The sequence below is a fragment of the Pseudomonas sp. GW821-FHT03E01 genome (assembly GCF_059420765.1).
In genome coordinates, this window is record NZ_JBWKUI010000014.1 from 25,254 (window position 1) to 37,743 (window position 12,490).

12 protein-coding genes are annotated in these 12,490 nt (G+C 60.0%); 3 read left to right on the forward strand and 9 right to left on the reverse strand.

Annotated elements, in window-relative coordinates:
- Positions 1-9: 9 nt before the first annotated feature.
- The 3 genes from AC07VO_RS22660 to AC07VO_RS22670 all read right to left on the reverse strand — a co-directional run bounded on the left by AC07VO_RS22660 (position 10) and on the right by AC07VO_RS22670 (position 5,053).
- Positions 10-2,043 (reverse strand): ABC transporter permease subunit, encoded by a 2,034-nt coding sequence (locus AC07VO_RS22660; RefSeq protein WP_172901218.1) that lies wholly within the window; start codon positions 2,041-2,043, stop codon positions 10-12.
- Positions 2,044-2,504: 461 nt separating this feature from the next.
- A complete protein-coding gene (locus AC07VO_RS22665) occupies positions 2,505-3,506 on the reverse strand; it encodes a phosphate ABC transporter substrate-binding protein PstS (protein WP_018927390.1) in 1,002 nt (333 codons plus the stop codon).
- Between the two features lie 248 nt (positions 3,507-3,754).
- The gene (locus AC07VO_RS22670; RefSeq protein WP_018927389.1) at positions 3,755-5,053 is read right to left on the reverse strand and encodes an MFS transporter; all 1,299 of its coding nucleotides are present in this window, start codon (positions 5,051-5,053) and stop codon (positions 3,755-3,757) included.
- 365 nt (positions 5,054-5,418) lie between these two features.
- On the opposite strand from AC07VO_RS22670, the gene AC07VO_RS22675 reads away from it, so the two are divergent.
- Both AC07VO_RS22675 and AC07VO_RS22680 read left to right on the forward strand, forming a co-directional pair.
- Positions 5,419-5,823, forward strand: a complete 405-nt coding sequence (locus AC07VO_RS22675) for an acyl-CoA thioesterase (RefSeq protein ID WP_007896491.1) — start codon at positions 5,419-5,421, stop codon at positions 5,821-5,823.
- Positions 5,824-5,896: 73 nt separating this feature from the next.
- Positions 5,897-6,796 carry a D-hexose-6-phosphate mutarotase gene (locus tag AC07VO_RS22680; protein WP_018927388.1) on the forward strand — a complete coding sequence of 300 codons (900 nt, stop codon included), beginning with the start codon at positions 5,897-5,899 and terminating at the stop codon, positions 6,794-6,796.
- A gap of 47 nt (positions 6,797-6,843) precedes the next feature.
- On the opposite strand, the gene AC07VO_RS22685 is transcribed toward AC07VO_RS22680, so the two are convergent.
- The 5 genes from AC07VO_RS22685 to AC07VO_RS22705 form a co-directional block, all read right to left on the reverse strand.
- Positions 6,844-7,380 (reverse strand): DUF3299 domain-containing protein, encoded by a 537-nt coding sequence (locus AC07VO_RS22685; RefSeq protein WP_026286519.1) that lies wholly within the window; start codon positions 7,378-7,380, stop codon positions 6,844-6,846.
- Positions 7,381-7,468: 88 nt separating this feature from the next.
- Entirely contained in the window at positions 7,469-7,714 is a 246-nt protein-coding gene (locus AC07VO_RS22690; protein WP_018927386.1) for a GlsB/YeaQ/YmgE family stress response membrane protein, read from the reverse strand.
- Positions 7,715-7,815: 101 nt separating this feature from the next.
- Positions 7,816-8,898 (reverse strand): 5-(carboxyamino)imidazole ribonucleotide synthase, encoded by a 1,083-nt coding sequence (locus AC07VO_RS22695; protein WP_007934491.1) that lies wholly within the window; start codon positions 8,896-8,898, stop codon positions 7,816-7,818.
- 11 nt (positions 8,899-8,909) lie between these two features.
- The gene (gene purE / locus AC07VO_RS22700) at positions 8,910-9,401 is read right to left on the reverse strand and encodes a 5-(carboxyamino)imidazole ribonucleotide mutase (RefSeq protein ID WP_003196369.1); all 492 of its coding nucleotides are present in this window, start codon (positions 9,399-9,401) and stop codon (positions 8,910-8,912) included.
- 224 nt (positions 9,402-9,625) lie between these two features.
- The gene (locus AC07VO_RS22705; protein WP_018927385.1) at positions 9,626-10,540 is read right to left on the reverse strand and encodes a LysR substrate-binding domain-containing protein; all 915 of its coding nucleotides are present in this window, start codon (positions 10,538-10,540) and stop codon (positions 9,626-9,628) included.
- 180 nt (positions 10,541-10,720) lie between these two features.
- On the opposite strand from AC07VO_RS22705, the gene aspA reads away from it, so the two are divergent.
- A complete protein-coding gene (gene aspA, locus AC07VO_RS22710; protein ID WP_007934488.1) occupies positions 10,721-12,145 on the forward strand; it encodes an aspartate ammonia-lyase in 1,425 nt (474 codons plus the stop codon).
- A gap of 56 nt (positions 12,146-12,201) precedes the next feature.
- On the opposite strand, the gene AC07VO_RS22715 is transcribed toward aspA, so the two are convergent.
- Positions 12,202-12,384, reverse strand: a complete 183-nt coding sequence (locus tag AC07VO_RS22715) for a hypothetical protein (protein WP_138866537.1) — start codon at positions 12,382-12,384, stop codon at positions 12,202-12,204.
- Positions 12,385-12,490: the final 106 nt, after the last annotated feature.

Consider the following 12,490-nt stretch of genomic DNA (forward strand, 5'->3'; position numbering starts at 1 on the left):
CTACCTTTGTTAAAGCGACGAGTATTTCTTGCGCAGACGCTGACGAATCAGTTCCGCGAGGGTGTTCATGATGAAGGTGAACAACAGCAGCACCAGCGCCGAGAGGAACAGCACGCGGTAGTGGCTGCCGCCGACTTCCGATTCGGGCATTTCCACCGCGACGTTGGCTGCCAGTGTGCGCAGGCCTTCGAACAGGTTCATTTCCATGACCGGGGTGTTACCGGTGGCCATCAGCACGATCATGGTTTCACCGACCGCACGGCCCATGCCGATCATCAGCGCCGAGAAGATGCCCGGGCTGGCGGTGAGGATCACCACGCGAGTCATGGTCTGCCACGGCGTGGCGCCAAGGGCCAGGGAGCCGAGGGTCAGGCCGCGCGGCACGCTGAACACGGCGTCTTCGGCGATCGAGTAGATGTTCGGGATGACTGCAAAGCCCATGGCCAGGCCGACCACCAGAGCGTTGCGCTGGTCGTAGGTGATGCCCAGGTCGTGGGAGATCCACATACGCATGTCACCGCCGAAGAACCAGGCTTCCATGTACGGGCTCATGTACAGCGACAGCCAGCCCACGAACAGAATCACCGGAATCAGGATCGCGCTTTCCCAGCCGTCCGGCACTTTCAGGCGGATCGACTCAGGCAGGCGACTGAAGACGAAACCGGCCACCAGAATGCCGATCGGCAGGAGCATCAGCAGGCTGAAGATGCCCGGCAAATGCCCTTCTACATACGGTGCGAGGAACAGGCCGGCGAAGAAGCCGAGGATCACCGTCGGCATCGCTTCCATCAGTTCGATCACCGGTTTGACCTTGCGACGCATGCCCGGGGCCATGAAGTACGCGGTGTAGATCGCTGCGGCGACGGCCAGGGGCGCGGCCAGCAGCATGGCGTAGAACGCGGCTTTCAGGGTACCGAAGGTCAGCGGCGAGAGGCTCAGCTTGGGTTCGAAGTCGGTGTTGGCGGCAGTCGATTGCCAGACGTATTTAGGCTCGTCGTAGTTCTCGTACCAGACCTTGCTCCACAACGCGCTCCAGGAAACTTCCGGGTGCGGGTTGTCGAGCAGCAACGGTTGCAGCTTGCCGCCTTGCTCCACGATCACGCGGTTGGCCCGTGGCGACAGGCCGAACAGGCCTTGGCCGTCGACCACCTGATCCACCAGCAAAGTGCGGTGCGCGGTGCTGTGGAACACGCCGAGCTTGCCGGACGCATCAAGGGCAACGAAGCCTTTTCGACGTTCTTCGGCGGTGATTTCAACAATCGGCGCAGCGCCCATCTGGAAGGTGCGGATTTGCTTCAGGCGCAGTTCGCCATCGTGATCGCGAGCCATGAACCACTGGGCGAGACCGCCCTTGGAGTCGCCGAGGATCAGTGAGATACCACCCACCAGCTGGGTGCTGGCGGTAATCTCGGCATCGCCGTCTTCGAGCAATTTGTAGCGACCGTTGAGACTCTTGTCGCGCAGGCTGAAAACGTCAGCCTGAGCACGACCGTTGACCACGTACAGCCACTGCTGACGCGGGTCGACGAAGATGTTCTTCACTGGCTCGGTCATTTGCGGCAGGTCGATACGTTTCTGCTCGTTGGTGACTTCGCCGGTCATCATGTTTTCTTCGCTGGTCAGCGACATGACATGCAGTTGCGCACCAGTGGAGCCAGCCAGCAGCAGGGTCGAATCGGTGGCATTGAGGCTGACGTGCTCCAGAGCGCCGCCCGCCTCGTTCAGCACGATTGGCGTTTCGCCGTACGGGTATTCGATGGCCGGCGAGATGGTTTTCTTGCCGTCCGGGTAGCTGACTTTATAGGTGTGACGGAACACCAGCACCTGACCGTTGGACAACCCCACTGCGACCAATGGATGGCCGGGTTGATCTTCACCGATGGAGGTCACGCTGGTACCGGCCGGGATCGGCAGGTCGACACGGCGCAGTTCGGCGCCGCTATCGATATCAAAGAATAGCGCCTGGCCCTTGTCGGAAACCCGCATGGCCACCTGGTTCTGTTCTTCAAGGGAGATCATCAGCGGCTTGCCGGCGTCTTGCATCCAGGCGGGCGTGATGGCGTCTTTGGCGGTCAGATCAGCCCCCTGGAACAGCGGCGCGACAACATAACCGAGGAAGAAGAAGATCAGGGTGATCGCGCCCAGGACGGCGAGGCCGCCGACAAGCACATACCAACGGGTCAGGCGATCTTTCAGCGCACGAATACGGCGCTTGCGGTGCAGCTCAGGCGTATTGAAGTCAATTCGCTTGGGGGGATTTGTAGTCATGGTGGAATTGGCCAGATCATTCATGCGCACACCCTAGCGATCCTGTATGACAGAAAGATGACAATGCAGTGACGCAACAAATCCGCCGCCAGTGGAAACTGGCAGTGGATCGGAAATTTGGGGGGCCGGGTTGCCAGCGTGGCAACCCTGAGCCTTTGCAGGAGCGAGCGATGCGGCGATTCCTTCGCGGGCAAGCTTCGCTCCTGCAGGTCCGGGTTTACCCCGGACCTAGGGTTTTACTTTTTTGCGACTTCAGCGCCGCCTTCCGCCAGACCCAGGTCAGCCAGTGCTTTTGCAGCAACCTTGGCTGGCAGTGGGATGTAGCCGTCTTTCACTACAACTTCCTGGCCCTGCTTGGACAGAACCAGTTTCACGAACTCGGCTTCCAGCGGGGCCAGAGGCTTGTTCGGGGCCTTGTTGACATATACGTAGAGGAAACGCGACAGCGGGTATTTACCGTTCAGGGCGTTTTCTTCGCTGTCTTCGATGAAGTCAGTGCTGCCTTTCTTGGCCAGGGCCACGGTCTTCACGCTGGCGGTCTTGTAGCCGATGCCCGAGTAACCGATGCCGTTCAGCGAGGAGCTGATCGACTGCACGACCGAAGCCGAACCTGGTTGTTCGTTGACGTTTGGCTTGTAGTCGCCTTTGCACAGGGCTTCTTCTTTGAAGTAGCCATAAGTGCCGGATACCGAGTTACGGCCGAACAGTTGTACTGGCTTGTTGGCCAGGTCGCCGGTCACACCCAGGTCGCCCCAGGTTTTCACATCAGCTTTGGCGCCGCACAGACGAGTCGAGGAGAAGATCGCGTCGACTTGTTCCATGGTCAGGTGCTGGATCGGGTTGTCTTTGTGTACGAAGACCGCCAGGGCGTCCACGGCCACCGGGATAGCGGTTGGCTTGTAGCCGTACTTCTGCTCGAAGGCCGCCAGTTCGGTGTCCTTCATCTTGCGGCTCATCGGGCCCAGGTTGGAGGTGCCTTCAGTCAGCGCAGGTGGCGCGGTGGCAGAGCCAGCGGCCTGAATCTGGATGTTTACGTTCGGGTATTCTTTTTTGTAGTTCTCAGCCCACAGGGTCATGAGGTTGGCCAGGGTATCGGAGCCGACGCTGGACAGGTTGCCCGACACACCAGTGGTCTTGGTGTAGCTCGGGATAGCAGGGTCAACAGCGGCAACCGCGTTGGCAGTCGCAACGCCAGCAGCGACAAAAGTCATTGCCGCCATCAAACGCTTCAGTTTCATGCCTTACTCCTAGCAGATAGGGTGTGTTAAGTCGGGGCCAAGTATCAGCAGGCCGTGTGAACACTCTATGGCTGAAATATGACAATTGGATGAAAGGCCAGTATTTGGATTTTTGAAGGGATATCGCGTCATCGTTCTTCGCGGGCAAGCCTCGCTCCTACAGGATCAGTGTCATTTCAAAACTGGCGCATGACCTGTAGGAGCGAGCGGTGCGGCGATCCGACTTGCCCGCGAAGGCATCGGTCGGCTTAGCGACCTTTCTTCCAGAGGTAACCACCCACCACAATCCCGACGCCGCAAATAATCGCCACGTAATACGCCGGCCCCATCGGGCTTTCCTTGAGCAGCAGGGTGACGACCATCGGGGTCAGGCCGCCGAAGATGGCGTAGGCCAGGTTGTAGGAGAACGACAGGCCGCTGAAGCGCACCACCGCCGGGAAGGCTTTGACCATCACATACGGCACTGCACCGATGGTGCCGACCAGCAAACCGGTCAGGGCATACATCGGGAACAGCCAGTCGGGATGATTGAACAGGCTGTGATAGAAGGTCCACGAGGTCAGCAGCAGCAACGCGCTACCGAACACGAACACCCGCCCGGCGCCAAAACGGTCAGCCAGTGCACCGGAGGCCACACAGCCCAGGCTCAGGAACACGATGGCCAGGCTGTTGGCCTGCAACGCGGTAGTCGGCGGGAAGTGGTAAACGGTCTGCAATACAGTCGGCGTCATGAGGATGACCACGATGATCCCGGCGGACAGCAACCAGGTCAGCAGCATGGAAATCAGAATCGCCCCGCGATGGTCACGCAGCACAGCGCGCAGCGGCACTTCTTCGGCCAGGGCTTTACGCAATTGCAGTTCGGCAAACACCGGGGTTTCGTGCAGCCAGCGGCGCAGGTAGACCGAGAACAGGCCAAACACGCCGCCCAGCAGGAACGGGATCCGCCAGGCGTAATCGGCCACTTCCACCGGCGTATAGAGGCTGTTGATTGCCGTGGCGACCAACGAGCCCAAAAGAATGCCGGCAGTCAGACCGCTGGTCAGCGTGCCGCAGGCATAACCGATATGCCGTTGCGGTACGTGTTCGGAAACGAATACCCAGGCTCCCGGCACTTCGCCGCCAATCGCTGCGCCCTGGATCACCCGCATCAGCAGCAACAGGATCGGCGCCCACATGCCTATCTGCGCATAAGTCGGCAGCAAGCCCATGATCAGGGTGGGTACCGCCATCATGAAAATGCTCAGGGTGAACATCTTCTTGCGTCCCAGCAGGTCACCGAAGTGCGCCATGACGATGCCGCCCAGCGGCCTGGCCAGGTAACCGGCGGCGAAAATGCCGAACGTCTGCATCAGGCGCAGCCACTCGGGCATGTCGGCGGGGAAGAACAGTTTGCCGACCACTGTGGCGAAGAACACAAAGATGATGAAGTCGTAAAACTCCAGCGCACCGCCCAGGGCAGACAGCGACAATGTCTTGTAGTCGTTGCGGGTCAGCGGACGTGCAGGTTGGGCTGGTTGCGCGATGCTCGAGGGCGCTGTGGTCATGGCAAGGGCTTCTCTTATAGTCAGATCTGCAACCTCAACAACGCTGGCGGAGGCTTGGGCAGGTTCGGCACGATAGCAAATTGTTCGAAAAAGCACATAGAGGTGCGTATTTGACGGTCGAAATGAGAACCGGACGGTCGTCTCGAAGTCTATCGACCGATATACTCACAACGTTGCAACGGTTTGTAAGGGGTTGCTGTGCGAAACCGTCGTTGGCACCCGTCAGCCGATTTCGCAGAGTTTCCCTTTAGGCGCCTTACGAAAAACGTGACGAACGTAGTATGTTCGGGGCTGAATCGTTTTTCCTTGAGACGGCTATTCACCTGAAGTACCAATGAGAGTCACGGGTCAGAGGCACCCCCGGCATGATAGAGCTCGAACAAGAAGATCCAATCCCGCAAGGCGACCTGGCCCTGCAAATTACCGCGCTTCCGCGTGAAACCAACGGCTTTGGCGATATTTTCGGCGGCTGGCTGGTGGCGCAGATGGATTTGGCTGGCACCGCAATGGCCAGCAAGGTTGCCGGTGGTCGCGTGGCCACCGTTGCGATCGATCGCATGGCGTTTCTGGTGCCGGTGGCGGTGGGCGCTCAGCTCTCCTTCTATACCCAGGCCCTGGAAATCGGTCGCAGCTCGATTCAGATGATGGTCGAAGTCTGGAGCGACGATCCACTGTCCAGCGAGTGGCGTAAAGTGACCGAAGCCGTGTTTGTGTTCGTCGCCATCGACGGCAGCGGCCGCACTCGTTCGGTTCCGCCCAGAGCTCGTTAAACAAGGCGCTCGTTAAACGCGGTGACCGTTTTGCGGTCCATAGCAGTCATTGTTCCTGATTGAGAGTCGCCCCATGAGCACGCCCACCGTCGAAGCCGTGAAACTGGATGAACTGAACTGCTGGCGCATCCGCCACGGTCAGGCCGAATTGCTGGTGGCCCAGCAAGGCGCGCACATCCTCAGTTATCAATTGGCCGGCCAACCGCCGCTGATCTGGCTCAACGACGAGGCAGTGTTCAAGACCGGCAAAGCTATTCGTGCCGGTGTGCCGGTGTGCTGGCCGTGGTTCGGCAATCTGTCGCGCAACCCGCAGAGTGTCCAGGCCATGCGCATCAGCCAGGAGCCGCCGACCGCTCACGGGCTGGTGCGAGCGATGGACTGGGAACTGGGCAGCATCGAAACCGAGGGCGAAAGCCTGAAGGTGGAATTCGTCCTGCCCTACCCTGAAGGCGGACTGCCAGGCTGGCCGCATCAGGTGGACTTGAAACTGAGCATTCGTCTGGATGAACAATTGCATATCAGCCTGACGAGCGAAAACAACGGCGCCGAACCCGTCACGATCAGCCAGGCGCTGCACAGCTATTTCGCGGTCAGCGATGTGCGCAACGTGCACGTTGAAGGGCTGGATGGCTTGAGTTACATCGAGACACTGGACGACTGGAAAACCGTCACTCAGACCGGTGATCTGCGTTTTACCGGTGAGACCGACCGCATCTATCTGAATACCCCGCCGACATTGAGCATCGTTGACCCGCATTGGGAGCGACGCATTGAACTGACCAGCAGCGGTTCGCGCTCGGCGGTGATCTGGAACCCGTGGGTCGACCGTGCGGCGGCGTTCAGCGACATGGCTGACGATGGCTGGCAGCGCATGTTGTGCATTGAAACGGCAAATGTGATGGATGATGTGGTGACGCTGGCGCCGGGGGCTAGCCATACCCTGGGCGTGAGCATCGCCAGCAAACCGCTTTAACACCACACAATAAATGTGGGAGCAGGCTTGCTCCCACATTTAAAAACCTACAAATCCGACTCCTTGACCACCCGCACCTGCGCCGCATCCAGCGCATACGCCGCATCCGCCAGGTCGTTGCTGACCTTCTCGATCTTCAGCGTACCGGTCACCCAAAGCGGTGTGTAGATGTCATTCAGCTTCAGGCCTTTGGGATAACGCACCAGCACCAGTTGGTTAGGCGGCGGCGGTGGCACGTGGATACAAGCGCCCGGGTACGGCACGAGGAAGAACAACGTGCTGCGGCCCTTCGCATCGGATTCCAGCGGTACCGGATAACCGCCGATGCGGATGTGCTTGTCGTTCATCGACGGCACGGTCTTGGTCGAATACATCACCGCCGGCAAGCCCTTGCTCTGCTTCATGCCACCTTTTTGGGTAAAGGTGCCATTGGCTTCCGGTGAGTTGTGATCGATTTCGGGCATGGCCTCGAGGGCCTTCTGGTCCGACTTGGGCATCAGTTCGAGCCAGTCGGTTTCCGGCAGTTCGCCGGCATGGGCCAAACCACTGCCCAGGAAGAGAAGAGTCAACAGAAGACGGCGCATGAAGGTGCTCGGCAAAGGAAAGGACGGTATAACGCCAAGCATTCTAGCCCTCTCCGGTGTTGGCGCAGAGAGGGCTTTGTCGCTTGAATCAGTTCTTTTTGATCAGGCCGTAGACCACCAGCAATATCACCGCGCCCACCAGCGCACCGATGAACCCTGCGCCCTGACCCGCATGGTAGATGCCCAGGGCCTGGCCGCCGTAAGTGGCCGCCAGCGAACCGCCGATACCGAGCAGGATGGTCATGATCCAGCCCATGCTGTCATCGCCCGGTTTCAGAAACCGAGCCAGCAGGCCGACGATCAAGCCGATAAAGATGGTTCCGATAATTCCCATGGCATTTCCCTCTGATTGAATTGGCTAAAGCCTAGCCAGACTTTGGCATCCTGCCATCAGAGAACGGCGGCCTCGGAAGGTTCCGCCGCTGCTACATGAAACTATTCGGCGATCAGCGCTTCGACCTTGAGGATCTGCGCGGCAAGCGTCGCACGGTCAGCACAACGCAGGTTGGCGTGACCAACCTTGCGGCCGACCTTGAAGGCCTTGCCGTAGTGATGCAGATGGCAATCGGCGATGGCCAGGACTTTCTCGGTGTCCGGGACTTTGCCGATGAAGTTGAGCATCGCGCTCTCGCCGACCTTGGCCGTCGAACCCAGCGGCAGACCGGCAACGGCCCGCAGGTGGTTTTCGAACTGACTGCACTCGGCACCTTCGGTGGTCCAGTGTCCGGAGTTGTGCACACGCGGGGCGATCTCGTTGGCCTTTAGGCCACCGTCGACTTCGAAGAACTCGAACGCCATCACGCCGACGTAGTCCAGCTGCTTGAGTACCCGGCTGGAGTAGTCTTCAGCCAACGCTTGCAACGGGTGGTCGGTGCTGGCCACGGACAGCTTGAGGATGCCGCTGTCGTGGGTGTTGTGCACCAGCGGGTAGAACTTGGTTTCGCCATCGCGAGCGCGCACGGCGATCAGCGAGACTTCGCCAGTGAACGGCACGAAGCCTTCCAGCAAGCAGGCGACGCTGCCCAGTTCGGCGAAGGTGCCGACCACATCTTCAGGCTTGCGCAGGACTTTCTGACCCTTGCCGTCGTAACCCAGGGTGCGGGTTTTCAGCACGGCCGGCAGGCCGATGGAGGCCACGGCGGCGTCCAGATCGGCCTGGGACTGGATGTCGGCGAACGCGGGAGTCGGGATCCCCAGGTCCTTGAACATGCTCTTCTCGAACCAGCGATCGCGGGCAATGCGCAGCGCTTCGGCGCTCGGGTACACCGGAACGAATTGCGACAGGAAGGCCACGGTTTCGGCCGGGACGCTTTCGAACTCGAAGGTCACCAGATCGACTTCATCGGCCAACTGACGCAGGTGATCCTGATCGCCGTAATCGGCCCGCAGGTGTTCGCCCAATGCGGCTGCGCAAGCATCCGGCGCCGGGTCCAGGAAAGCGAAGTTCATGCCCAGCGGAGTGCCCGCCAGCGCCAACATGCGACCCAACTGGCCGCCACCGATTACACCGATCTTCATCGTCAACAACCTCAGGCGATGCGTGGGTCTGGATTGTCCAGGACGCTGTCTGTCTGCTCAGCGCGGAATTTTTTCAGCACGGTATGAAACTGCGGATGCTTGGCGCCCAGGATGCTCGCCGAGAGCAGCGCTGCGTTGATCGCACCGGCCTTGCCGATGGCCAGGGTGGCGACCGGAATGCCGGCTGGCATCTGCACGATAGAAAGCAGCGAATCGACGCCCGAGAGCATCGACGACTGCACCGGCACGCCCAGCACCGGCAGGTGGGTTTTGGCCGCACACATGCCAGGCAGGTGGGCCGCGCCACCGGCACCGGCGATGATCACCTCGATGCCACGGGCCTCAGCCTCTTCGGCATACTGGAACAGCAGGTCCGGGGTGCGGTGGGCAGAGACCACTTTCACCTCGTAAGGGATGCCGAGCTTTTCCAGCATATCGGCGGTGTGGCTAAGGGTGGACCAATCGGACTTGGAGCCCATGATCACGCCAACCAGTGCGCTCATCGTCGTGCCTCTTCTCTCTGGGCGCCCGCGGGCGCGTCAAAAAACAACAAGCCACGCAAAATGCGTGGCTTGATTGTACGAATTATGGCCAGTCAAACCGGCCGAAGGCCGCGCAGTATACCTCAATGAAGCAGATAAACAGCCCCCCATACGACCATCTGTCATACGGCGCAAAGTACCGGTTTTATTGACTTCAGGGTCAGCCCGACGCCTACAAAAAATCATTAACCCGCAGGGTTTGGCGCTGTGCCGCCTTCCAGCTTGCGCCAGAGCAACCGCACATTCGCCTTGCGCACCAGCGCGCAGCGATACAGCCGAATCTCCAGCGGCACATGCCATTGCGGGCCACCGCAGATGACCAACTCGCCGCGAGCCAATTCGGCGCGCGCGCTCAAGCGCGGCACCCAGGCGATGCCCAGGCCTTCCAGCGCCATGCTTTTCAGGCTGTCGGCCATGGCGGTCTCGTAAATAGTGGTGAACCTCAGGGCACGCTGGCGCAACAGCATGTTCACCGAGCGCCCGAGAAATGCCCCGGCGCTGTAGGCCAGCAAAGGCACGCTGGTCTCGCCTTCCAGGTCGAACAACGGTTTGCCGTCAGCATCCGCGGCGCACACCGGGAGCATTTCAGTGTCTCCCAGATGCAGTGACGGGAAAATTTCCGGGTCCATTTGCATCGCGGAGTCCGGATCATAGAACGCCAGCATCAGATCACACCCGCCTTCACGCAGCGCATGCACCGCATCGCCGACGTTGGTGGCCACCAGCCGCGTGGCAATGTTCAGCCCTTCGTTGCGCAATTGTGCGATCCAGCGTGGAAAGAAACCCAGTGCCAGGGAGTGGGCGGCGGCGACCTGGATCACCTCGCCCTGCCCGCCTTCCAGGTGATGAAGATGACGTAACACTTCACCCAGCTGTTCGACCACGGTTCGCGCGGTCACGAGAAACAACTGCCCCGCTGCCGTCAGCTCGACCGGGGTGCGAGAGCGATTGACCAGGGTCAGCCCCAGCGCGGCTTCGAGGCTGCGGATCCGCCGACTGAAGGCGGGCTGAGTCACGAAGCGTCTTTCGGCCGCCTGGGAGAAGCTGCGGGTGGCAGCCAGAGCACTAAAGTCCTCCAGCCATTTGCTTTCCAGATTCATCACGCCCTCCCGGACATGCACCAATTTAGGTCACACGTTCGCCACGTACGCGGCGTCACACCGACATTATGCCGAATGTGCATAGCCCAGTGTTTAACAGCATTGGCCCAAAATTCTTCTCAAGCCTAGCATTTGCGCTATTCCGGCATAGACCGGGTCCATATCGAGATGATTTCTATCATGTCCTCCGCTGCATCTTTCCGCACAGAAAAAGACCTGCTTGGCGTACTCGAAGTACCTGCTCAAGCGTATTACGGCATCCAGACCCTGCGAGCGGTGAACAACTTCCGTCTCTCCGGCGTTCCGATTTCGCATTACCCAAAACTGGTTGTTGGTCTGGCGATGGTCAAACAGGCCGCCGCTGACGCCAACCGCGAGCTGGGTCACCTGAGCGAAGCCAAGCACGCTGCCATCAGCGAAGCCTGTGCCCGATTGATCCGCGGCGATTTCCACGAAGAATTCGTGGTGGACATGATTCAAGGCGGCGCTGGCACTTCAACCAACATGAATGCCAACGAAGTCATCGCCAACATCGCGCTGGAGGCCATGGGCCACAGCAAGGGCGAATACCAGTACCTGCACCCGAACAACGACGTGAACATGGCGCAGTCGACCAACGACGCCTACCCGACGGCTATCCGCCTGGGTCTGCTGTTGGGTCACGACGCGCTGCTGGCCAGCCTCGACAGCCTGATCCAGTCGTTCGCCGCCAAAGGTGAAGAATTCAGCCACGTCCTGAAGATGGGCCGTACCCAGCTGCAAGACGCCGTGCCGATGACCCTCGGCCAGGAATTCCGCGCCTTCGCCACCACCCTGAGCGAAGACCTGGCACGCCTCAAATCCCTGGCGCCTGAACTGCTGACCGAAGTGAACCTGGGCGGCACCGCGATCGGTACCGGCATCAACGCCGACCCGCGTTACCAGGCCCTGGCCGTTCAGCGTCTGGCCCTGATCAGCGGTCAACCGCTGGTGCCAGCCGCCGACCTGATCGAAGCCACCTCCGACATGGGCGCCTTCGTGCTGTTCTCCGGCATGCTCAAGCGTACCGCGGTCAAGCTGTCGAAGATCTGCAACGACCTGCGTCTGCTGTCCAGCGGCCCACGCACCGGCATCAACGAAATCAACCTGCCGGCGCGTCAGCCAGGCAGCTCGATCATGCCAGGCAAGGTCAACCCGGTTATCCCTGAAGCCGTGAACCAGGTGGCGTTCCAGATCATCGGCAACGACCTGGCCCTGACCATCGCGGCCGAAGGCGGCCAGCTGCAGCTGAACGTGATGGAGCCGCTGATCGCCTTCAAGATCTTCGACTCGATCCGCCTGCTGCAACGTGCCATGGACATGCTGCGCGAGCACTGCATCGTCGGCATCACCGCCAACGAAGAGCGTTGCCGTGAACTGGTCGAACACTCGATTGGCCTGGTCACCGCGCTGAACCCGTACATCGGCTATGAAAACGCCACCCGCATTGCCCGTGTTGCCCTCGAAAGCGGCCGCGGCGTGCTGGAACTGGTGCGCGAGGAACGCTTGCTCGACGAAGAAATGCTCGCCGACATCCTGCGCCCGGAAAACATGATTGCTCCGCGTCTGGTGCCTTTGAAGGCTTAACCAAACGCAGGCTCTTTTGAAGAGCACGCTCACCAGGTCGAGGGACTAGACACCTCTCACCTTTTGAGGGCTTGGGGATTTACTCCCTCAAGCCCTTTTTTTTCCAACACTTTGCGGATTTTACGAACATGTTGAATGTTTTCAGTGCCGCCAAGATCGCAGCCTTCGACAGCTTCTACAGGGTTTGACAGAGACCCGTAGAGGCTGCCGAAGGCTGCGATTTTTTGATTTTGCAGCACTTTCGTTTCGTCGATTGCACCACAACTGTGCAGACGGACGGCACTCTCCTATGTATAGTGCCGGCCCTCTTCGCGTGAGCGGTCGTCGATAACGAGACCCAAGCCC